17 protein-coding genes, 6 tRNA genes and 1 pseudogene are annotated in these 21,047 nt (G+C 55.2%); 12 read left to right on the plus strand and 12 right to left on the minus strand.

Features of this window, described 5'->3' with window-relative positions:
• Positions 1-43: 43 nt before the first annotated feature.
• Together ligA and DOU50_RS22940 are read left to right on the plus strand one after the other, a co-directional pair.
• Complete coding sequence (gene ligA / locus DOU50_RS22935) at positions 44-2,059, plus strand: NAD-dependent DNA ligase LigA (RefSeq protein WP_061714685.1); 2,016 nt, start codon at positions 44-46, stop codon at positions 2,057-2,059.
• 1 nt (position 2,060) lies between these two features.
• On the plus strand, positions 2,061-2,276 hold the full coding sequence (locus tag DOU50_RS22940; RefSeq protein ID WP_003861328.1) for a DUF3820 family protein: 216 nt from the start codon (positions 2,061-2,063) through the stop codon (positions 2,274-2,276).
• On the opposite strand, the gene DOU50_RS22945 is transcribed toward DOU50_RS22940, so the two are convergent.
• Positions 2,273-3,268, minus strand: coding sequence for a bile acid:sodium symporter family protein (locus tag DOU50_RS22945; protein WP_024907615.1), 996 nt, complete (start codon positions 3,266-3,268; stop codon positions 2,273-2,275). The genes DOU50_RS22940 and DOU50_RS22945 overlap by 4 nt on opposite strands.
• 89 nt (positions 3,269-3,357) lie before the next feature.
• On the opposite strand from DOU50_RS22945, the gene DOU50_RS22950 reads away from it, so the two are divergent.
• Entirely contained in the window at positions 3,358-4,293 is a 936-nt protein-coding gene (locus DOU50_RS22950) for a LysR family transcriptional regulator (protein WP_148770405.1), read from the plus strand.
• On the opposite strand, the gene DOU50_RS22955 is transcribed toward DOU50_RS22950, so the two are convergent.
• The gene (locus DOU50_RS22955) at positions 4,290-4,628 is read right to left on the minus strand and encodes a FlxA-like family protein (protein WP_032659298.1); all 339 of its coding nucleotides are present in this window, start codon (positions 4,626-4,628) and stop codon (positions 4,290-4,292) included. The genes DOU50_RS22950 and DOU50_RS22955 overlap by 4 nt on opposite strands.
• Positions 4,629-4,834: 206 nt before the next feature.
• Between DOU50_RS22955 and xapA the strand changes: the two genes are divergently transcribed.
• The 3 genes and pseudogenes from xapA to DOU50_RS22970 all read left to right on the plus strand — a co-directional run bounded on the left by xapA (position 4,835) and on the right by DOU50_RS22970 (position 7,925).
• On the plus strand, positions 4,835-5,659 hold the full coding sequence (gene xapA, locus DOU50_RS22960; protein ID WP_148770407.1) for a xanthosine phosphorylase: 825 nt from the start codon (positions 4,835-4,837) through the stop codon (positions 5,657-5,659).
• 51 nt (positions 5,660-5,710) lie between these two features.
• Positions 5,711-6,967: pseudogene (locus tag DOU50_RS22965) on the plus strand (nucleoside permease).
• A 67-nt stretch (positions 6,968-7,034) separates the two neighbouring features.
• Positions 7,035-7,925, plus strand: a complete 891-nt coding sequence (locus DOU50_RS22970) for a LysR family transcriptional regulator (RefSeq protein WP_148770409.1) — start codon at positions 7,035-7,037, stop codon at positions 7,923-7,925.
• A gap of 47 nt (positions 7,926-7,972) precedes the next feature.
• Here DOU50_RS22970 and DOU50_RS22975 read toward each other — a convergent pair.
• The 4 genes from DOU50_RS22975 to DOU50_RS22990 all read right to left on the minus strand — a co-directional run bounded on the left by DOU50_RS22975 (position 7,973) and on the right by DOU50_RS22990 (position 8,350).
• A tRNA-Lys gene (locus DOU50_RS22975) sits at positions 7,973-8,048 on the minus strand.
• 4 nt (positions 8,049-8,052) lie between these two features.
• Positions 8,053-8,128 (minus strand) — tRNA-Val (locus DOU50_RS22980).
• 29 nt (positions 8,129-8,157) lie between these two features.
• A tRNA-Val gene (locus tag DOU50_RS22985) sits at positions 8,158-8,233 on the minus strand.
• Between the two features lie 41 nt (positions 8,234-8,274).
• Positions 8,275-8,350, minus strand: a tRNA-Val gene (locus DOU50_RS22990).
• A 258-nt stretch (positions 8,351-8,608) separates the two neighbouring features.
• On the opposite strand from DOU50_RS22990, the gene gltX reads away from it, so the two are divergent.
• Complete coding sequence (gene gltX, locus DOU50_RS22995) at positions 8,609-10,024, plus strand: glutamate--tRNA ligase (RefSeq protein WP_024907621.1); 1,416 nt, start codon at positions 8,609-8,611, stop codon at positions 10,022-10,024.
• A gap of 38 nt (positions 10,025-10,062) precedes the next feature.
• On the opposite strand, the gene DOU50_RS23000 is transcribed toward gltX, so the two are convergent.
• Positions 10,063-10,455, minus strand: a complete 393-nt coding sequence (locus tag DOU50_RS23000; protein ID WP_048992414.1) for a YfeC-like transcriptional regulator — start codon at positions 10,453-10,455, stop codon at positions 10,063-10,065.
• Position 10,456: 1 nt separating this feature from the next.
• Complete coding sequence (locus DOU50_RS23005; protein ID WP_048992413.1) at positions 10,457-10,819, minus strand: YfeC-like transcriptional regulator; 363 nt, start codon at positions 10,817-10,819, stop codon at positions 10,457-10,459.
• Positions 10,820-11,036: 217 nt separating this feature from the next.
• On the opposite strand from DOU50_RS23005, the gene DOU50_RS23010 reads away from it, so the two are divergent.
• The 3 genes from DOU50_RS23010 (at position 11,037) to DOU50_RS23020 (ending at position 13,634) form a co-directional block, all read left to right on the plus strand.
• Positions 11,037-11,112 (plus strand) — tRNA-Ala (locus DOU50_RS23010).
• Between the two features lie 41 nt (positions 11,113-11,153).
• Positions 11,154-11,229, plus strand: a tRNA-Ala gene (locus tag DOU50_RS23015).
• A gap of 215 nt (positions 11,230-11,444) precedes the next feature.
• A complete protein-coding gene (locus tag DOU50_RS23020; protein WP_148770411.1) occupies positions 11,445-13,634 on the plus strand; it encodes an EAL domain-containing protein in 2,190 nt (729 codons plus the stop codon).
• A gap of 45 nt (positions 13,635-13,679) precedes the next feature.
• Here the strand turns inward: DOU50_RS23020 and DOU50_RS23025 are convergent, their stop codons facing one another.
• Entirely contained in the window at positions 13,680-14,867 is a 1,188-nt protein-coding gene (locus DOU50_RS23025; protein WP_024907625.1) for a NupC/NupG family nucleoside CNT transporter, read from the minus strand.
• A gap of 348 nt (positions 14,868-15,215) precedes the next feature.
• Between DOU50_RS23025 and DOU50_RS23030 the strand changes: the two genes are divergently transcribed.
• Positions 15,216-16,454, plus strand: a complete 1,239-nt coding sequence (locus tag DOU50_RS23030; protein WP_148770413.1) for an Nramp family divalent metal transporter — start codon at positions 15,216-15,218, stop codon at positions 16,452-16,454.
• A 33-nt stretch (positions 16,455-16,487) separates the two neighbouring features.
• Here the strand turns inward: DOU50_RS23030 and DOU50_RS23035 are convergent, their stop codons facing one another.
• Both DOU50_RS23035 and mgrA read right to left on the minus strand, forming a co-directional pair.
• Positions 16,488-16,838, minus strand: a complete 351-nt coding sequence (locus tag DOU50_RS23035) for a DUF2502 domain-containing protein (RefSeq protein WP_024907627.1) — start codon at positions 16,836-16,838, stop codon at positions 16,488-16,490.
• A 127-nt stretch (positions 16,839-16,965) separates the two neighbouring features.
• Positions 16,966-17,964: an L-glyceraldehyde 3-phosphate reductase gene (gene mgrA, locus DOU50_RS23040; RefSeq protein ID WP_148770416.1), complete on the minus strand. Its 999-nt coding sequence runs from the start codon at positions 17,962-17,964 to the stop codon at positions 16,966-16,968.
• 187 nt (positions 17,965-18,151) lie between these two features.
• Here mgrA and ipdC point away from each other — a divergent pair, with 187 nt between their 5' ends.
• Positions 18,152-19,810, plus strand: a complete 1,659-nt coding sequence (ipdC, locus tag DOU50_RS23045; RefSeq protein ID WP_148770418.1) for an indolepyruvate decarboxylase — start codon at positions 18,152-18,154, stop codon at positions 19,808-19,810.
• On the opposite strand, the gene DOU50_RS23050 is transcribed toward ipdC, so the two are convergent.
• Positions 19,811-21,046 carry an ion channel protein gene (locus DOU50_RS23050; protein ID WP_048990063.1) on the minus strand — a complete coding sequence of 412 codons (1,236 nt, stop codon included), beginning with the start codon at positions 21,044-21,046 and terminating at the stop codon, positions 19,811-19,813.
• Position 21,047: the final 1 nt, after the last annotated feature.

Consider the following 21,047-nt stretch of genomic DNA (forward strand, 5'->3'; position numbering starts at 1 on the left):
CAACCCCCGCCTGTCGGGGGTTTTTTCTCATTGATGGTGCGATATGGACTCAATCGAACAACAACTCACTGAACTGCGAACCACGCTTCGCCATCATGAATACCTCTATCATGTTATGGACGCACCGGAAGTTCCGGATGCGGAGTATGACCGCCTGATGCGCGAGCTGCGCGAATTAGAGGCGCAGCATCCTGACCTCATCACACCGGATTCCCCCACCCAGCGCGTCGGCGCTGAGCCGCTGGGGGCTTTTAGCCAGGTGCGTCATGAAGTGCCGATGCTGTCGCTGGATAACGTCTTCGATGAAGAGAGCTTCCTCGCGTTTAACAAGCGCGTGCAGGATCGCCTGAAAAGCAGCGACTCCCTCACCTGGTGCTGCGAGCTGAAGCTGGATGGCCTGGCCGTCAGCCTTCTCTACGAAAACGGCGTGCTGGTACGCGCCGCGACGCGTGGCGACGGCACGACGGGTGAAGACATCACCACCAACGTGCGTACCATCCGAGCGATCCCGCTGAAGCTGCAGGGCGACAACATTCCTGCGCGTCTGGAAGTGCGCGGCGAAGTGTTCCTGCCCCAGGCGGGCTTCGAGAAAATTAACGAAGAGGCGCGTCGCACCGGTGGGAAGGTGTTTGCTAACCCGCGTAATGCGGCGGCGGGCTCTCTGCGCCAGCTTGACCCGCGTATCACCGCGAAGCGACCGCTTACTTTCTTCTGCTACGGCGTCGGTATTCTGGAGGGCGGCGAGCTGCCGGATACCCATCTCGGGCGTCTGCTGCAGTTTAAAGCGTGGGGCCTCCCGGTGAGCAACCGCGTTCAGCTCTGCGACTCGCCGGAAGCGGTACTGGCGTTCTACCACAAAGTGGAAGAGGACCGTCCGACGCTCGGGTTTGATATTGATGGCGTGGTCATCAAGGTGAACTCACTGGCGCTGCAGGAGCAGCTGGGCTTTGTGGCGCGCGCGCCGCGCTGGGCGGTGGCGTTTAAGTTCCCGGCTCAGGAGCAGATGACCTTCGTCCGCGACGTGGAGTTCCAGGTCGGCCGTACGGGCGCCATTACCCCGGTTGCCCGTCTGGAGCCTGTGCAGGTTGCGGGCGTGCTGGTGAGTAATGCCACGCTGCATAACGCCGATGAAATCGAACGCCTGGGCCTGCGCATTGGTGACAAAGTGGTGATTCGCCGCGCGGGCGACGTGATCCCGCAGGTGGTTAACGTTGTGGAGTCAGAACGTCCTGATGATACGCGCGAAATTGTCTTCCCGACCCATTGCCCGGTGTGCGGATCTGACGTAGAGCGTGTGGAAGGTGAAGCGGTGACGCGCTGTACGGGGGGCTTAATCTGTGGCGCACAGCGTAAAGAGTCACTGAAGCACTTCGTCTCCCGTCGGGCGATGGACGTCGACGGCATGGGCGATAAAATTATCGATCAGCTGGTTGAGAAAGAGTATGTCCACACGCCAGCGGATCTCTTCAAACTGACGGCGGGCAAACTGACTGGTCTGGACCGCATGGGGCCGAAGTCAGCCCAGAACGTGGTTAACGCGCTGGAAGCCGCCAAAGAGACCACCTTCGCCCGTTTCCTGTACGCGCTGGGCATTCGTGAAGTGGGTGAAGCAACCGCAGCAGGTCTGGCAGCATACTTTGGTACGCTGGAGGCGCTGGAAAAGGCGAGCATCGAGGAGCTGCAGAAAGTTCCGGATGTCGGCATCGTTGTCGCCACGCACGTCTTTAACTTCTTCGCCGAAGAGAGCAACCGCGAAGTCATCGGCAAACTGCTGGAAGAGGGCATCAGGTGGCCTGCACCGGTAGTGGTCAACGCCGAAGAGATCGACAGCCCGTTCGCCGGTAAAACGGTGGTGCTGACCGGCAGCCTGAGCCAGCTTTCACGCGACGATGCAAAAGCGCGTCTGGTGGCGCTGGGGGCAAAAGTGGCGGGCAGCGTGTCGAAGAAAACCGACCTGGTGATCGCCGGGGAAGCGGCGGGTTCGAAGCTGGCGAAAGCCCAGGAGCTCGGCATTGAGGTTATCGACGAAGCGGAAATGATGCGTCTGTTAGGAGAGTAACGTGGAGAAAGAGCAGCTCGTTGAGATCGCCAATACCGAGATGCCGTTCGGTAAATACAAGGGCCGCAGGCTGATCGATTTGCCGGAGGAGTATCTGCTGTGGTTTGCCCGCAAGGATGAATTCCCGGCAGGGCGACTGGGCGAGCTGATGGCTATCACGTTACTGATCAAAACCGAGGGGCTGACCCAGCTGGTGCAGCCCCTGAAACGTCCTTAAGCCTTCGCGGCGCGGGTCTCTTCCTGCGCCAGCTTTTCGGTCTGGCGTTTGTAGCGACGCGCCAGCACCGCGCAGACCATCAGCTGGATCTGATGGAAAATCATCAGCGGCAGCACCATCATTCCAATCACCGAGGTCGGGAACAGAATGTTGGCCATCGGGATACCGTTAGCCAGACTCTTCTTCGAACCGCAGAACACAATCGTAATTTCATCCGCTTTGTTGAAGCCGCACTTGCGTGCCACAAAGACGTTCACCGCTATTACAATCGCCAGCAGGACAATGCTGACCACCACGATAAACAGCAGCGAGCCTGCCCCCACCTTGTGCCAGATCCCGTTCACGACCGCTTCGCTGAAGGCAGAGTAAACCACCAGCAGAATCGAGGTCTGGTCGGTTTTTGAGATCCACTTTTTATGCTTCGCCACAAATGCGCCGGTCCACGGACGGGAGAGATGGCCCAGGACAAACGGCAGCAGCAGCTGCAGACAGATTTTGCCCACCTGCTCAAGGTTACCTTCCGCACCGTGCATGTTCATCAGCAGGCCCACCAGCAGCGGAGAGACGAAAATCCCTAACAGGCTGGATGCGGATGCCGAGCAGACCGCGGCCGCCACGTTGCCGCCTGCCAGCGAGGTAAAAGCGATGGCGGACTGCACGGTGGCCGGCAGAATACAGAGATACAGGAAGCCAGTGTAGAGTGCCGGGTCAACATTAACCGGTGCCCACCAGGCAAACAGCACCCCGAGGATCGGGAACAGAATAAAGGTGCTACACATCACCCACAGATGCAGTCGCCAGTGTCCGCCGCCTGCGATAATGGCTTCGCGGGAGAGTTTGGCACCGTGCATAAAGAACAGCAGGGCGATGGCCGCCGTGGTCAGCCCTTCAAAGAATGGGACGAAACCGCCGCGAGCCGGGAAAAATGAGGCCAGTAAAACGGTAACCACCAGGGTAAGCGTGAACGGATCAAGGATACGAAAAAGTTTCATAATCTCTCCTGAAAACAGATGTCGCTATTGTGCTTTCTTCCGTTTGAGAAATAAAATTGATTTATTGCATCCATTCATGAATTAAATAGATGAATTATTCATTACGTCAGCTTCGTGTTTTTGTCACCGTGGCGCAGGCTCGTAGTTTTAGCCGGGCAGGGGAGATGATTGGCCTGAGCCAGTCGGCGGTCAGCCACAGCGTGAAAGAGCTGGAGAATCAGACCGGGGTGAAGTTGCTTGACCGTACCACGCGCGAAGTGGTGTTGACCGAAGCAGGTCAGCAGCTGGCCCTGCGCCTCGAGCGGCTGCTGGATGAGCTGAACAGCACGCTCAGAGACGTGGGGAGGCTGGGGCAGCAGCTTTCGGGTACCGTGCGGGTCGCGGCCAGCCAGACGATCTCTGCGCACCTTATTCCGCAGTGTATAGCCGAGGGCAGTCATCGCTACCCGGACATTGATTTTGTCCTGCATGACAGGCCGCAACAGTGGGTGCTGGAGAGCATCCGTCAGGGAGATGTGGATTTTGGTATTGTTATCGATCCCGGTCAGGTGAGCGATCTGACGTGCGAAAGCATACTTTCGGAGCCCTTTTTGCTGCTCTGTCGTGACGACGATCCGCTGGCCACATTGCCGGAAGTCAGCTGGCAGTCCCTGCAGGGCGCGAACCTGGTTTTACAGGATTATGCCTCGGGCAGCCGTCCGCTGATTGATTCCGCGCTGGTGAATCAGGGCGTAAAGGCAACGATTGTCCAGGAGATTGGTCACCCGGCGACGCTGTTTCCGATGGTGGAAGCCGGGATTGGCATCAGCGTGTTGCCAGCCCTGGCGCTTCCCCTGCCGCAGGGAAGCCGGCTGGCCGTCAAGCGATTAACACCCGTTGTCGAGCGAAAGCTGATGCTGGTGCGGCGAAAAAATCGTTCACTCTCGGGGGCGGCGCAGGCTATCTGGGAAGTGGTGCGTATCCAGGCACAACGATTAACCGAAGCCCGCATACGCGACCCACTGTTTAACGCATCAGAAGATTAGATGTAGATATCGATCTGATTATTGTCTGACGGGCTGTTCACCCCTTCCACTTTGCCCAGCTTTTGATCCTGCTTCTTCTGGGCCTCTTCAGCCTGCTGGCGCTGCAGTGCGGCGAGCTGCGCCTGCAGCACTTTGATCTGGGTCTGAATAAGTTCCTGCTGCTTCTTCTTCTCATCCGTGCTGACGGGGCTGTTCGCCAGCTCTTTTAACTGCTGGGTCAGCTTTTTGATCTTGTCGAGAATGCGGGTGATTTGCGCAGAGATATCGTTACTGCTCGAAGTGCCACTCGCGCCGCTGGTTTGAATCTGTTGGGTTGAAGCCTGAATGGTCGTCATACTTTTTCCTCGCGTTATAAAACAGAGGTATCGGCACCTACGGGATTAGCTTGAGCAAAACTGCCATATCTGGCAGGGAGTTGCATCGATACACAATCAGTATTGATGGTGCGGTGAAAGTGTATTGGAGGTCACCGGCAGGCTGCGGATATAAGACGTAAGTCATGCGATCCCCGCATCGCGATCTTCATCCTTAAGGAGCCTCTATGACCCTCTCGAATAATCCGTGGTACTGCGCCGATATCATTCGCGCCGCTAAGCCGAACTTCACGCCTCGCGTGGCGTTTATTCTCGGCTCTGGCCTGGGCGCACTTGCCGACCAGATTGATGACGCCGTTTCCCTGAGCTACGAAAAGCTGCCGGGCTTCCCGGTGAGCACCGTGAATGGCCATGCCGGCGAGCTGGTGCTCGGGCATCTGGCCGGGGTGCCGGTTGCCTGCATGAAGGGGCGCGGCCATTTCTATGAAGGGCGCGGGATGACCATCATGACCGATGCGATCCGCACCTTTACGCTGCTGGGGTGCGAGCTGCTGTTTAGCACCAATGCGGCGGGCTCACTGCGCCCGGAGGTTCAGCCAGGAAGCCTGGTTGCCCTGAGCGACCATATCAACACCATGCCGGGCACGCCGATGGTGGGGCTGAACGATGAGCGCTTTGGCGATCGTTTCTTCTCTCTGGCCAATGCTTACGACGCGGATTACCGTGCCGTTCTGCAAACCGTGGCAACGAAAGAAGGCTTCCCGCTGCATGAAGGGGTGTTTGTCTCTTATCCCGGCCCGAACTTTGAGACGGCGGCCGAGATCCGCATGATGCAAATTATCGGCGGCGATGTGGTGGGGATGTCCGTGGTGCCGGAAGTGATTTCCGCGCGCCACTGCGGCCTGAAGGTCGTGGCCGTTTCTGCAATTACCAATCTCGCCGAAGGGTTGGGGGAGGTCAAACTCTCGCATGAACAAACCCTCGCTGCCGCCGAGCTCTCCCGCCAGAACTTTATCAATCTTATCTGCGGTTTTCTTCGCCATATTGCCTGAGTAAAACAATAAAGTGGCCCGTCAGGGCCACACTGCTATAAGGAATGGGTTATGAACATCACGACTCGCTTAAAGCTGATGTCCTTTATGCAATATTTTATCTGGGGGAGCTGGCTGGTAACTCTCGGCGCTTACATGATTAACACCCTACACTTTACCGGCTCCGACGTGGGCATGGTGTACAGCTCCAAAGGACTTGCCGCGATTGTTATGCCCTCGCTGGTGGGAATTATTGCCGACAAATGGCTGCGGGCAGACCGTGCTTACGTGATTTGCCACCTCGTCTGCGCCGTCGCGCTCTGCTATGCCGCACAGGTCAATGAGCCTGGCCTGATGTTCTGGGTCATGCTGGTGAATGCGATGGCCTTCATGCCCACGATTGCGCTGTCGAATACGATTTCTTACTCCTGTCTTGAACAGGCAGGGCTGGATACGGTGAGCCATTTTCCGTGAGTACGGGTGTATGGCACCGTGGGCTTTATTGCCGCGATGTGGGCCATAAGCCTGATGGGGGCGGAGCTGAGCAACGTGCAGCTCTATATTGCGGCTGCCGCGTCCCTGCTGCTGGCGCTCTATTCTTTGACATTGCCAGCCATTCCGGTGGCGAAAACAAAAACGTCTACGTCGCTGGCCAGCAAGCTGGGCCTCAATGCGTTTATCCTGTTTAAACAGCCCCGCATGGCGGTGTTCTTTTTATTCGCGATGCTGCTGGGCGCCGTGCTGCAGATAACCAACACGTTTGGCAGCCCCTTCCTGCATGATTTTGCGCGTAATCCGGCGTATGCCGATAGCTTTATCGTCAACTATCCGTCCATCCTGCTCTCCGTTTCGCAAATGTCTGAGGTGTTCTTCATTCTGACCATTCCGTACTTCCTCGGACGCTTTGGCATTAAAGCCGTCATGCTGATGAGCATGGTGGCCTGGATGCTGCGGTTCGGTTTATTTGCCTTTGGCGATCCGTCCGCGACGGGCTTCGTGCTGCTCATGCTCTCAATGATTGTCTACGGCTGCGCGTTCGACTTCTTCAATATTTCCGGCTCGGTATTTGTTGAACAGGAGGTCAGCGCCGATATCCGCGCCAGCGCGCAAGGGTTGTTTATGACGACCGTTAACGGTATCGGGGCGTATTTCGGTTCGGTATTGAGCGGTATGGCCGTTGATTATTTCTCGGTGGACGGGGTGAAGGACTGGCAGACGATCTGGCTGGTGTTTGCGGCCTATGCCCTGGTGCTCGCGGTGGTATTTTACTTCAGCTTTAACTACCACCACACCTGTAAAAACAGCGGGATGCGCACAGTTGCGCACTAAATTTCCCCTCCTGACGCGGAAAGGCTTTAAGGTAGGCGCATAAGTGTTATCGCCAGGATATGTTTTGATGGAACGCGTCTATCGGACCGATCTCAAGCTGCTGCGCTATTTTCTGGCCGTGGCGGAGGAACTGCATTTTGGACGGGCTGCGGCCCGTCTCAATATGTCTCAGCCGCCGTTAAGCCTGCATATTAAAGAGCTGGAAAGCCAGCTGGGCACGTTACTGTTTATTCGCCACTCGCGGAGCGTCGCGTTGACGCATGCCGGTAAAGTGCTGATGGAAGAGTCACGACGGCTGCTCGCCAGCGCAAACCAGGCCCTGGCTCGCGTCGAGCAAATTGGCCGAGGGGAAGCAGGGCGCATTGAGCTGGGGATTGTGGGCACCGCCATGTGGAGTGAGGTGCGCACGGTGATGCGCGCTTTTTTGAAATCGCACCCGAATGTAGATGTCGTATTCCGCGAGAAATCCCCGGTCATGCAGATGGCGCTGCTTGAGCGCCGGGAGCTGGATGTTGGGATCTGGCGAATGGCAACGGAACCTACCACGGGGTTTACCAGCGTGCGGTTACGTGAGGCGGCTTTTCTGGTGGCGATGCCGGAAGATCACCGGCTGGTCAGGGAACCTTCAATTGCGCTCGCAGAATTGCAGGACGAGTATTTTGTCACGATGCCGTCGGCCCATTCTGACTGGGCATTTTTATATCGCGTCTGCCAGCAGGCCGGTTTTTCGCCGATGATTGTGCGCGAAGCCGTTGAACCGCAAACGGTGCTGGCGATGATCAGCATGGGCATGGGGATTACGCTCGCCGCAGACAGCTACGCGCAAATGCAGTGGCCGGGCGTGGTGTTCCGTCCGCTGAAAGAGCGGATACCGGCAGATTTATATGTGGTGTATGACGAGAAGCAGGCGACGCCAGCGGTGAAGACGTTAATTGCGACGTTGACGGCTGGGAAGTAGACAAATCGCAGATAGCAAAAAAGCGCCTTTAGGGCGCTTTTTTACATTGGTGGGTCGTGCAGGATTCGAACCTGCGACCAATTGATTAAAAGTCAACTGCTCTACCAACTGAGCTAACGACCCGAAATGGTGGGCGATGACGGGCTCGAACCGCCGACCCCCTCCGTGTAAAGGAGATGCTCTACCAACTGAGCTAATCGCCCATTTCGGAACTGCTGCGATAAGGTGAGAATGGTGGGCGATGACGGGCTCGAACCGCCGACCCCCTCCGTGTAAAGGAGATGCTCTACCAACTGAGCTAATCGCCCAATCTCAATTCTTATCTACACTGCGAGTCTACCGAAGTAGATGGTGGGTGATGACGGGCTCGAACCGCCGACCCCCTCCGTGTAAAGGAGATGCTCTACCAACTGAGCTAATCACCCCCGCTGTGTGGAGTCGCATTATAGGGAGAGTTGAAAATGAGTCAACGCATTTTCTAAAGTTTTTATTCGTTCGTCGTAAAATTAAACAAAACGATCGCGAAACGGGCTGTGGCGCATGATTTCTAAACAAAAATCGCAAACCCGGTCATGATAAAGGGATCAACATTGAGGATTCCCCCCACAGTGATAGAATATTGCCCATCGTTTTTTCCCCAGGATTTGCCGATTGCCGGCATCTTTATAACGTAAGGCCATTTCATGAAAATCAAAACTCGCTTCGCGCCGAGCCCGACAGGCTATCTGCACGTCGGTGGTGCACGTACCGCTCTCTATTCCTGGCTTTTCGCACGCCACAACAAAGGTGAGTTCGTGCTGCGTATTGAAGACACCGATCTTGAGCGCTCCACGCCGGAAGCAATTGAAGCCATTATGGATGGGATGAACTGGCTGAATCTGGAATGGGACGAAGGCCCGTATTTCCAGACCAAACGCTTTGACCGCTATAACGCCGTCATTGATGAGATGCTGGTCGCGGGCACGGCGTATAAGTGCTACTGCTCAAAAGAGCGTCTGGATGCGCTGCGCGAAGAGCAGATGGCGAACGGTGAGAAGCCGCGTTATGACGGCCGCTGCCGCCACGACCACAGCGAGCATGCTGCTGATGAGCCTTGCGTCGTGCGTTTTGCTAACCCGCAGGATGGCTCGGTGATCTTTGACGACCAGATCCGTGGCCCGATCGAATTCAGCAACCAGGAGCTGGACGATCTGATCATCCGTCGCACCGATGGTTCCCCAACCTACAACTTCTGTGTTGTGGTTGACGACTGGGATATGGAAATTACCCACGTTGTGCGCGGTGAAGACCACATCAACAACACGCCACGTCAGATCAACATCCTGAAGGCGCTGAACGCGCCGGTGCCTGTTTATGCGCACGTCTCCATGATCAACGGTGATGACGGCAAAAAACTGTCTAAACGTCACGGTGCGGTGAGCGTCATGCAGTATCGTGACGACGGTTATCTGCCGGAAGCGCTGCTGAACTATCTGGTGCGCCTGGGCTGGGCCCACGGTGATCAGGAGATCTTCAGCCGCGAAGAGATGATCGAACTGTTCTCTCTGAGCTCTGTGAGCAAATCAGCGAGCGCATTTAATACCGACAAGCTCCTGTGGCTGAACCATCACTACATCAATACCATGCCGCCAGAATATGTGGCGACGTATCTGCAGTGGCACATTGAGCAGGCAAATATTGATACCCGCACTGGCCCTGAGCTGGCGGATCTGGTGAAACTGCTCGGCGAGCGCTGCAAAACCCTGAAAGAGATTGCCGAAAGCTGCCGCTACTTCTATGAAGAGTTTGATGCGTTCGACGCGGACGCCGCTAAGAAACACCTCCGTCCGGTTGCGCGTCAGCCGCTGGAAGTGGTGCGTGATAAGCTGGCTGCCCTCACCGAGTGGACCGCTGAGAATGTGCATCACGCCATTCAGGCGACGGCAGACGAGCTGGAAGTCGGCATGGGTAAAGTCGGTATGCCACTGCGCGTCGCGGTGACCGGTGCGGGTCAGTCTCCGGCGCTGGACGTAACGGTTCATGCCATCGGCAAGTCGCGCAGCGTGGCGCGCATTAACAAGGCGCTGGACTTCATCGCTGAACGTGAAAATCAGCAGTAATCACGTCTACAAAAACGGCAGGGTAACCTGCCGTTTTTTTATGCCTCTTTTTCCGCGATATCCAGACGTGTAAGAAAACCGTGTATACCCTCGCGTTTCAATAAAGCGTCCAGACGCTTCTGCTCTGACGGAGTCATACTCTCCAGCGTCTCAATAATGCCCGGAGACAGGTTTGAAGAGGGTCCATTATAGGCAGACGTGGCCTCAGCGAGATGGTAAACCGCCTGACGGTTACGGATCGCCGGAAGGCTTATAATATGTTCCTTCACGCGCGCATCAACATGAATGAGCCGAGCCCGACCCCCCTTTACGCCGTTGAGTCCTTCCGTTTTCCACCCCTGCTGGCGTATCCAGCGATTAACCGTTTGTCTGGCAACGCCTAAACACTCCGCCAGCTCTTCCGTGGTCATTTTGCTACGTAATTTTTTCATATCAGTTCTGATCGCGAATCCCTAAACGTTGCAACAATCCGGTAATCCCTTCCCGCATTAACAGCGATGTCATCTGCTTCTGCTCTTCCGGCGTCATTTCATTGGCCAGCGTCAGGAGTAGGGTGTGAAGCGAACCGTCATGGCTGGTGCCTTCCGGCAGTTCGGACGTTTCACTTGCCCGACGTGCGCTGCGGATAAAGTCACGGACTTTTTCGTTCACATGCACCAGGCGCGCTTTCCCGCCCTGGACGCCTGGCTTTGGTGATGTAATCCAACCCTCTTTGCGTACCCATTTATTGATGGTCTGGCGGCTATAGCCAGTGAGCAGGGCTAACTCTTCTGGCGTCATTCGTTCCTTGATCATGCAATTTCCTGAATATCTGTAGGGTTAATTAACGGCTCATTTTATAGCACCGTTTTACGTGAAAACGTGACAGGCTTAACTCCTGATTACGAGCACGCTCGCAAAGTGATTCATTTGCATGATTTTTCGGCGATCGAACGACGGTCATTGATTTTGCCGTTGACACTCCGCAGCGGAATTCATATTATGCCGCCCGTCAACATGACAGCTTTACGATGGGGCTATAGCTCAGCTGGGAGAGCGCTTGCATGGCATGCAAGAGGTCAGCGGTTCGATCCCGCTTAGCTCCACCAAACTCTGAACCCAACAGAGTGCGGTTAGTAAAGTAACATGTGGGGCTATAGCTCAGCTGGGAGAGCGCTTGCATGGCATGCAAGAGGTCAGCGGTTCGATCCCGCTTAGCTCCACCAAAATTGTAAACCCTCGTCAAAAGACGAGGGTTTTTTTTATGTGTTTGTAACACCCTCTCCCGTATTTTGTTATCAAAAAGAAGGTATTCTCGTACCTCACCTCAATCGACATCAATAAAGCAGTCTATAAATAGACTTGAACTTGATTCGTGCAATTAATAAACCTATTATCCACCCGGTCAATGATTCGAACGGATAATATACTCATCAGCTTAATGAATAGAAAAACGTACAATAATGTAAAGATATTTATAATTGCCCTGACACTTTGTCTGATTGCGGTACCTGTCTCCCGTTATCTCTCCCCCCGCGCAATGGTTAATGGTCACGACGTTTATTTAGCATGGCTACCGCTAAGCGTTATGCTGGCAGTAATTCTGCTATTTGGGCGCAGGGCAATTCTTCCCATTGTGTTAGGTTTTACTGTCACTAATTTATTTTATGTTAATTTAGCACCGCTACAATATTCAGTTTTACTGTTCTGTCAGACCTTTGCGCTGTTTGCGGCGTGCGGCCTGCTGCGCCTCATGCTGGGCAAGCGCTGGCGTCACAGCATCCCTAACAAGCACATCGGGCTACGTATATTCTGGCTCGGTTTTATTGTGCCATTAGGTATTAAACTGTCGATGTATATGGCAGGCTATTTGTTTGATTTTCCGGTGACTATTTCCACCTTTTTCGGCGAAGGAACGGTAATTTATAACGTTGTGGATATACAAAGCCTGATATGTGCGGCATTGATTTTTACCATGATGTTCTATTACCCATTAAGAATGATAATTAATCCTCGTTATGCCATGACCTTCTGGCGGCGAAGCGTGAAGCCCGTGTTTAATCACAAGAATCTATTATTTATTTTTGTCTGGCTGATGCTTTTAGGCTTCATTCTCGTCATTTTATGTGGTCCTTTTGAATCACCGGTCATTGCGGGCTACTTGATGCCGCTGATTTTTATTCTTTTTACCTTAGCGATAAGCCGCCTGAGCTATGCGCTTATCTCTCTGCTGTGGGCTGCATCCGCGCTCCTGCTGTTGACCTACAACTACAACTTCCTTAACGGGGTGGAATCGGGCCATTCGCTCTCTTTTATCCTGTCCGTGCTTATCTCTTTTGCTATCTGTCTGCTTTACATGTCACGAATTTACCAGCGCAGCGAGTGGCTGAAACGGGGCTGGCAGGGCAGGGCGCTGACCGATCCGCTGACCGGTTTGCCCAATATTCGTGCGCTGGAGGATTACCTCGAGATTCATCCGGATGCCAAAGTGTGCATTCTGCGTATGGATAACCTGGAGTTTTTGAGCCGCCACTACGGGATTATCATGCGGGTCCACTGCAAACGTACGATCGCCACGTCGCTACAGCCGCTTTTGCAGAAAGATGAGACGCTCTTCCAGCTTCCGGGAAGCGAACTGGTGCTGGTATTACTGGGGCCGGGAACCGCCGAGCGTCTCCAGCACATGGTCGATCGGCTGAACAGCCGTAAGATTTTCTGGAACAACACCGGGCTCGATATTGAATTTGGCGCGTCCTGGGGAATGGTCGAAAACGGCGAAAAGCTGCATCACACGCTGGGACAGCTGAGCTGGCTGGCAGAGCAGGCCTGCGGAGAGCAAAACGTTCTCGCGCTCACGAATAGCCTTGAGGCGGCATCAGGCCAAACGACAGAGCGTGTCCTGATGCTGGCGCGAATTAAGCATGCCCTTGAGGCGGGGCAGTTCCATTTATACGCGCAACCGATCCAGAAGGCGGACGGGAGCGGGTATTACGAAATCCTGGCGCGTATGGAGAGCGAGGGCGAGATCTTTACCCCTGACCGCTTTATTCCGCTGATTGCCCAGTTCAACCTCAGCCATCGGTTTGATATGTGCGTCATGGAAAAATTACTGGTGTGGCTGCGCGATCACCCTGCAACGCAGGCCGGCGCCCGTTTTTCCGTCAATCTGATGCCGCTCACGCTGATGCAAAAAGAGGTGGCGAACGAGATTTGCGCGCTCTTTGAACGCTACGGCGTTGCGCCGCAGGCCGTCGTGATTGAGATCACCGAAGAGCAGGCCTTCTCAAACTCTGGCTGCAGCATCCACAATATTCAGCAGCTGCGGGATTACGGTTTCCGGATTGCCATTGATGATTTTGGTACTGGCTACGCCAACTACGAGCGTCTCAGACGTCTGCAGGCAGATATCATTAAAATTGACGGCTGTTTTGTTAAAGACATTTGTACCGACGATATGGATGCGATGATCGTGCAGTCGATGTGTAATCTGGCGAAGACGAAATCGCTGTGCGTTGTAGCGGAATATGTAGAAACACCCGAGCAGCGGGAGATGCTGCTTCGCTTCGGCGTGGATTACCTGCAGGGCTACCTGATAGGCAAACCTAAACCGTTGGATGAATTGCGGGCATAAAAAAACCGGGAGCCAGCTCCCGGTTTTTTGTTTAACGGTAAAACGTTAGAGTACCAGCGCCGCGATGGAAGCCGACAGGACGCTCACCAGCGTAGAGCCGTAAACCAGCTTCAGGCCAAAGCGAGAAACCACGTTACCCTGTTCTTCGTTCAGACCTTTAATCGCGCCCGCGATAATCCCGATGGACGAGAAGTTCGCGAAGGAGACCAGGAACACGGAGAGAATGCCCTCCGCGCGCGGAGAAAGCGTGCTGGCAATTTTCTGCAGATCCATCATCGCAACGAATTCGTTAGATACCAGCTTGGTTGCCATGATACTGCCCACCTGCAGCGCTTCGTGCGCAGGAACACCCATCACCCATGCAACAGGGTAGAAGATGTAGCCCAGAATCCCCTGGAAGGAGATACCCAGCACCGCGGCGAACAGGGCGTTCAGGCCAGAAATCAGCGCAATGAAGCCGATCAGCATGGCGGCAACGATAATCGCAACTTTGAAACCAGCCAGAATGTATTCACCCAGCATTTCGAAGAAGCTCTGGCCTTCGTGCAGGTTTGACATCTGGATGTTCTCTTCGCTGGCGTCAACGCGGTACGGGTTGATCAGCGACAGAACGATAAAGGTGCTGAACATGTTCAGAACCAGCGCCGCAACAACATACTTTGGCTCCAGCATGGTCATATACGCGCCCACGATAGACATGGAAACGGTAGACATTGCGGTTGCCGCCATGGTGTACATGCGGTTGCGGGACATTTTGCCGAGAATATCTTTATACGCGATGAAGTTCTCAGACTGACCGAGGATCAGGGAACTGACGGCGTTAAAGGATTCCAGCTTGCCCATGCCGTTCACTTTGGATAACAGGAAGCCAATTCCACGAATAATGAACGGCAGAACGCGGATGTGCTGCAGAATACCGATCAGTGCGGAGATGAAGACGATTGGGCAGAGAACCTTCAGGAAGAAGAACGCCAGGCCTTCGTCGTTCATTTTTCCGAAGACAAAGTTGGTCCCTTCATTGGCGAATCCGAGCAGTTTTTCGAACATTTCGGAGAAGCCTTTTACGAAGCCGAGGCCTACGTTGGAGTTCAGGAAGAACCACGCAAGTAAAACTTCAATGACCAGCAGCTGGACAACATAACGGATACGAATTTTTTTGCGGTCTGTGCTGACCAGCAATGCGAGTGCAGTAACGACAACAAGTGCCAGGACAAAATGAAGGACGCGGTCCATATTTGCTCCAAATATGAGGCAGGTTTAATTTTCGTGCACATTCTATGTAACAAGGGAAAAGAAAACGAGATCGAGGACACACTATAGTTACATCCTGTGACGAGTCTCAAAAATAGTGATCCACAATACATTTTTGTTATGTTAGGTAAATGAGTGAAAAGTTAAGTTTGTGTGCTAGTCTTCACAAAAGCGCGCGCGATTTCAGTTTCTGTTAGATCGCCCCACTTACCCGCCCGTCTATCGTTCAAAGCTATCAGAGAAATCACTGTAAACTTCACAAATGAACTTGATAATCATTCTCATTTTGATAGCATTAAACATAGCAAAGGCTATATTTCAGAGGCAGAAATGACAAACAGTCGCGTAGAGGGTAGCAGTGGCAGAGCCGCGCGCAAGTTGCGGTTCGCATTAATGGGACCTGCGTTCATCGCTGCCATTGGCTATATCGATCCAGGTAACTTTGCGACCAATATTCAGGCCGGGGCCAGCTTCGGCTATAAGCTGCTGTGGGTGGTCGTCTGGGCTAACCTGATGGCGATGCTGATTCAGATACTCTCTGCAAAGCTGGGGATTGCCACGGGCAAAAACCTGGCGGAGCAAATTCGCGACCATTATCCGCGTCCGGCCGTCTGGCTCTACTGGATCCAGGCGGAAATCATCGCTATGGCCACTGACCTCGCTGAGTTTATCGGCGCAGCGATCGGCTTTAAGCTGATTCTCGGCGTGTCGCTGTTGCAGGGGGCGGTACTCACCGGGATTGCCACGTTCCTGATCCTGATGCTACAGCGTCGGGGTCAAAAGCCGCTGGAGAAGGTCATTGGCGGTCTGCTGCTGTTTGTGGCGGCGGCCTATATCGTCGAGCTGATTTTCTCACAGCCGAATCTGGCGCAGCTCGCTAAAGGGATGGCGATCCCAAGCCTGCCAACCTCGGAAGCGGTGTTCCTGGCCGCCGGGGTATTAGGGGCGACCATCATGCCGCATGTGATTTACCTGCACTCCTCGCTGACGCAGCATCTCCACGGTGGGACGCGCAAAGAGCGTTACTCCGCCACCAAATGGGACGTGGCGATCGCCATGACCATCGCCGGGTTTGTCAATCTGGCGATGATGGCTACCGCAGCTGCCGCTTTTCACTTTAACGGTCACACCGGTATTGCCGATCTCGACCAGGCGTATCTCACGCTGGAGCCGCTACTGAGCCATGCTGCCGCCACGATATTTGGTCTTAGCCTGGTGGCTGCCGGTCTTTCTTCTACGGTGGTGGGCACGCTGGCAGGCCAGGTGGTGATGCAGGGGTTTGTCCGGTTCCATATTCCGCTGTGGGTGCGTCGATCCGTCACCATGCTGCCGTCATTTGTGGTGATTCTGATGGGGCTCGACCCCACGCGAATTCTGGTCATGAGCCAGGTGCTGCTGAGCTTTGGTATCGCACTGGCGCTGGTGCCGCTGCTGATCTTTACCAGCGACAAAAAACTGATGGGCGAACTGGTCAACTCAACCCTGGTGAAACGGACCGGGTGGGCCATCGTGGTGGTGGTGGTGGCGCTGAACCTGTGGCTGCTGATTGGTACAGCGTTGGGACTCTAAAAGAAAAAGGAGCCGTGAGGCTCCTTTTTGCTGTTAATCGTCATGACCGTGGTGGCCATGTCCGTGACCTTTGCCGCGACCCCAGCCGCCGCGACGGTCATCACGATCGTTCCACCCTTCACGGTAGCCGCGCTCGTAGGCGCTGTCTTTATACCAGCCGCGGTGTCTGCCGTTATCATGTTTCCACCAGCGGTCTCCGCGCCACTCATAGTGACGGTTCCAGTAGTCACGGTCGCGCCAGTAGCCACCGTCCCAGTATCTGCCGTAGTCATCACGATCGCCAATTTGTAATTTTACTGATGGCAACAGGGTGATTTCGCCCGCAGTGGCGATCAGCGGGGCTGAAGCCAGTAATACCGCTGCAAGAATCAGTGACCTGAACATACTCTTTCTCCTTCACGATCGGGGCCTTTGTGGGGCCTGTTAACGCAATTTTACGAGTTGGTAAAGCCTCGTTTCATCGCCTCAACTCCGAATTCCTGAGGGAGAGCACTTTTTGCTAAAAGTGGTTCTATTTTGAGCTGTTCAGAATGCCTTCTATACGGGACAGTTCTTCCGCAGAGAAATGGCGGTTTGCCAGCATGCCCACGGCGTCATCAATCTGCGACGCTTTACTTGCCCCAATCAGTACTGACGTCACATTCTCATGGCGTAATACCCAGGCCAGCGCCATCTGGGACAGCTTCTGGCCACGCTCTTCCGCCATGGCGTTCAGCTTTCTAACCTTCTCCAGCTTCTCTTCGGTTATCTGGTCAGGGTTAAGGAACTTACTGCCGCTTGCCGCGCGTGAGTCTGCCGGAATGCCGTTCAGATAGCGGTTGGTCAGTTGCCCGCCGGCCAGGGGCGAGAAGGGAATACAGCCAACCCCTTTTTCCTGCAGCACGTTCAGCAGTCCCGCTTCCGGCGCACGTTCAAAGAGGGAGTATTTCGGCTGGTGGATCAGGCAGGGCGTACCGAGGTCATTAAGGATATCAATCGCCTGGCGAGCCAGAACAGCCGGGTAGTTGGATAACCCGACATACAGGGCTTTTCCCTGGCGCACCACATGGTCAAGCGCTTTCATGGTTTCCTGCAGCGGCGTTTCCGGATCTGGCCGGTGATGATAGAAGATATCCACATACTCCAGCCCCATGCGCTTCAGGCTTTGATCGAGGCTTGCCAGCAGATATTTGCGTGATCCCCAGTCGCCGTAAGGCCCCTCCCACATGGTATAACCCGCTTTGGTAGAGACGATCAGCTCATCGCGCCAGGGCAGGAAATCCTCCTGCAAAATACGGCCGAAATTACGTTCGGCCGATCCGGGAGGCGGGCCATAGTTGTTGGCAAGGTCGAAATGCGTAATGCCCAGATCGAACGCACGCTGTAAAAGTTGACGGCTGTTTTCGATAAGGGTGGTGTCACCAAAGTTATGCCACAGCCCAAGCGAGATGGCGGGCAACCTGAGCCCGCTTTGCCCGCAGCGGCGATACTCCATTGTCCCGTAACGATTTTTATCCGGCTGATAACCCATTTTCGTAACCTCTGGCGCTGAAGTAAAAAATCAGTGTATGCGTTTACATTTACGTGAAAAAAAGCAGCATAGCGCAGCCTTTTTTGTAAAGCATTCTTTCCATGGTCTTCTTATCGCCAATTCTGGACAGCCATCACGCTTATTTAATACTCAAGGTGAGGTCAAAACATTAGAAGGATACCTGTTTATGCGTACCCCATACTGCGTCGCCGATTACCTGCTGGACCGTCTTACAGATTGTGGAGCCGATCATCTGTTTGGCGTGCCGGGCGACTATAACCTGCAGTTTCTCGACCATGTGATAGACAGCCCGGATATCTGTTGGGTGGGCTGTGCCAACGAATTAAACGCCTCTTACGCCGCTGACGGATATGCCAGATGTAAGGGCTTCGCCGCGCTGCTGACGACATTTGGCGTAGGAGAGTTAAGCGCCATGAACGGCATTGCGGGCAGCTACGCCGAGCACGTTCCGGTACTGCATATTGTGGGCGCGCCGGGTACGGCGTCACAGCAAAGAGGGGAACTGCTGCACCATACGCTGGGCGACGGTGAGTTTCGTCATTTTTACCATATGAGCGAACCGATCACCGCTGCACAGGCGATCCTGACCGAACAAAACGCCTGTTATGAAATCGACCGGGTATTAACGACCATGCTTCGGGAACGTCGTCCCGGCTATCTGATGCTGCCCGCCGACGTGGCTAAAAAGGCCGCCACACCGCCTGTAAACGCTCTCACGCTCCGGCACGCGCATGCCGATAGCGCCTGCCTGAAAGCGTTCCGGGATGCCGCAGAGAACAGGCTTGCCAGGAGCAAGCGTACTGCGCTGCTGGCCGATTTCCTTGTCCTGCGCCATGGCCTGAAGCATGCGCTACAGAAATGGGTAAAAGACGTGCCGATGGCACACGCCACCATGCTGATGGGCAAAGGGATATTCGACGAGCGTCACGCCGGTTTTTACGGCACGTACAGCGGTTCGGCGAGCGCTGGCGCGGTAAAAGAGGCGATTGAAGGGGCGGATACCGTGCTGTGCATCGGCACGCGATTTACCGATACCCTGACCGCCGGCTTCACGCATCAGCTTACCCCGGCTCAAACGATAGAAATTCAGCCTCACGCCTCACGCGTCGGTGATATCTGGTTTACCGGCATCCCCATGCTCCAGGCAATCGAAACGCTGGTGGAGCTGTGTAAACAGCACGTACACGATACGCCGGTACCGGCCTCTCAAAGCTCGATGGCCTACCCGCAGCCGGATGGCTCGCTGACGCAGGCGAATTTCTGGCAAACGTTGCAGACGTTTATCCGCCCGGGGGACATCATTCTTGCGGATCAGGGCACCTCGGCCTTCGGCGCGATCGACCTTCGTCTGCCGGCTGACGTGAATTTTATCGTCCAGCCGCTGTGGGGATCGATCGGCTATACGCTGGCGGCGGCATTTGGCGCGCAAACGGCCTGCCCGAACCGGCGCGTGATTGTGCTGACGGGGGATGGCGCGGCGCAGCTCACTATTCAGGAGCTAGGCTCGATGCTGCGGGATAAACAGCACCCCATCATTCTGGTTCTGAACAACGAAGGGTACACGGTAGAAAGGGCGATCCACGGGCCTGAGCAGCGGTATAACGACATTGCGCTATGGAACTGGACGCAAATCCCGCAGGCACTGAGCCTTGATCCTCAGGCCCAGTGCTGGCGGGTCAGTGAAGCGGAGCAGCTGGCGGACGTCCTTGAAAAAGTAGCGCACCACGAGCGGCTCTCGCTGATTGAGGTGATGCTGCCGAAAGCAGATATCCCACCGCTGCTGGGGGCGCTTACCAAAGCGCTGGAAGCGCGCAATAACGCCTGACTACTTGTCGTTTCGCCAGGCCATCATCATCGGTTTGCCCGCCAGCAGGAGCCAGGCGGGCAACATCACGATACAAAGCAGAGGGAAAAGCGTCGAATCCGGTACGACTACCGCCGCCATGAACAGGCTGAGCCACGCGTCGCGCGTGACCACCAGAACCAGTCCCAGAATAGAGCATGAGACGGTAATCGCCGCCGGCACCGCATCGACATGTTCGTGCAGCATCAGCCCCAGCGCGACGCCAACAAAGACCGCCGGGAAGATGCGTCCACCGCGGAAACCGCAGGCGGCCGCCACCACCAGCGCTGCCAGCTTGATTACGGCAAACAGCAGATAGTCGGAGACGCTAAATACCTGGCTGAAGGCCAGCTGCTGCATCTCGTCCAGACCTTTAAACAGCGTCACCGGCCCACCGATTGCCCCTAAAATACCGAGGATCAAACCGCCAGCCCCCAGAATTAACACCGGGTGTTTGAGTCTATGCATTAGCCGGTGCAGACGTGGAAGGCACCATACCGCCACCATCCCCAGCGCGATGGCGATAGCAACGACGATGGCGCCGCTGAAAATATCGGCGATTTGCATCTGGCCGTAGTGGGGGAGTGAGAGGGAAAAATGAGGATGGAAAAACAGGCTGGTGGTCAACGCCCCGGCGGCGGCGGCCATCAGCGGCGCAAAGAGTTTATCCCAGAGGGGGACGTCGTTATTGCTGCTGAGCGTCTGCGAAAAGATCAGTGCGGCAGCGACGGGTGTACCGAAAAGCGCTCCGATGGTGCCTGCGGAGGCGAGAATGGTCCAGTCCAGCGCACCGACGCGGGGCAAAATGCGTGAACCGAGGAAAACCGCCAGGCCAATGTTGACCGCCATAATCGGATGCTCTGGTCCCAGGCTGACGCCACCGGCCAGACCGAGAATCAACGCGATAATCAGCCCCGGCAGTGCCGAAGGAGAAACCGGGGCACCAATCAGCGGTTCCTGTGCCGGGTCTGGTCCAGCATGGCCAGGACTGAAACGGATCACCAGGCCCACCGCAATACCGGTCAACGTCAGCATCACAACGATCCAGGCAGGGGAGTCAGCGGTGACGCCCAGTCCTGCAGGAAGTGCGTTCCATAATAGTGTTTGCAGCACCGACGCGACTTTCATCACGACAATGAGCACCAGGCTTGAAACCACGCCAATGATTAGCGCCGGAATGGCCAGCAACAGCATGGTTCTGGCTCGCGGGTGGAGCATG

This window comes from Enterobacter sp. C6, assembly GCF_008122455.1.
Taxonomy (GTDB): Bacteria; Pseudomonadota; Gammaproteobacteria; order Enterobacterales; family Enterobacteriaceae; genus Enterobacter; species Enterobacter pseudoroggenkampii.

Bases quoted from the DNA above. Each gene is read 5' to 3' on its own strand.
- ligA (WP_061714685.1), top strand. From the start codon at position 44: ATGGACTCAATCGAACAACAACTCACTGAACTGCGAACCACGCTTCGC.
- DOU50_RS22945 (WP_024907615.1), bottom strand. From the start codon at position 3,268: ATGAAACTTTTTCGTATCCTTGATCCGTTCACGCTTACCCTGGTGGTT.
- DOU50_RS22950 (WP_148770405.1), top strand. From the start codon at position 3,358: ATGAATTATTCATTACGTCAGCTTCGTGTTTTTGTCACCGTGGCGCAG.
- DOU50_RS22955 (WP_032659298.1), bottom strand. From the start codon at position 4,628: ATGACGACCATTCAGGCTTCAACCCAACAGATTCAAACCAGCGGCGCG.
- xapA (WP_148770407.1), top strand. From the start codon at position 4,835: ATGACCCTCTCGAATAATCCGTGGTACTGCGCCGATATCATTCGCGCC.
- DOU50_RS22970 (WP_148770409.1), top strand. From the start codon at position 7,035: ATGGAACGCGTCTATCGGACCGATCTCAAGCTGCTGCGCTATTTTCTG.
- gltX (WP_024907621.1), top strand. From the start codon at position 8,609: ATGAAAATCAAAACTCGCTTCGCGCCGAGCCCGACAGGCTATCTGCAC.
- DOU50_RS23000 (WP_048992414.1), bottom strand. From the start codon at position 10,455: ATGAAAAAATTACGTAGCAAAATGACCACGGAAGAGCTGGCGGAGTGT.
- DOU50_RS23005 (WP_048992413.1), bottom strand. From the start codon at position 10,819: ATGATCAAGGAACGAATGACGCCAGAAGAGTTAGCCCTGCTCACTGGC.
- DOU50_RS23020 (WP_148770411.1), top strand. From the start codon at position 11,445: ATGAATAGAAAAACGTACAATAATGTAAAGATATTTATAATTGCCCTG.
- DOU50_RS23025 (WP_024907625.1), bottom strand. From the start codon at position 14,867: ATGGACCGCGTCCTTCATTTTGTCCTGGCACTTGTTGTCGTTACTGCA.
- DOU50_RS23030 (WP_148770413.1), top strand. From the start codon at position 15,216: ATGACAAACAGTCGCGTAGAGGGTAGCAGTGGCAGAGCCGCGCGCAAG.
- DOU50_RS23035 (WP_024907627.1), bottom strand. From the start codon at position 16,838: ATGTTCAGGTCACTGATTCTTGCAGCGGTATTACTGGCTTCAGCCCCG.
- mgrA (WP_148770416.1), bottom strand. From the start codon at position 17,964: ATGGGTTATCAGCCGGATAAAAATCGTTACGGGACAATGGAGTATCGC.
- ipdC (WP_148770418.1), top strand. From the start codon at position 18,152: ATGCGTACCCCATACTGCGTCGCCGATTACCTGCTGGACCGTCTTACA.
- DOU50_RS23050 (WP_048990063.1), bottom strand. From the start codon at position 21,046: ATGCTCCACCCGCGAGCCAGAACCATGCTGTTGCTGGCCATTCCGGCG.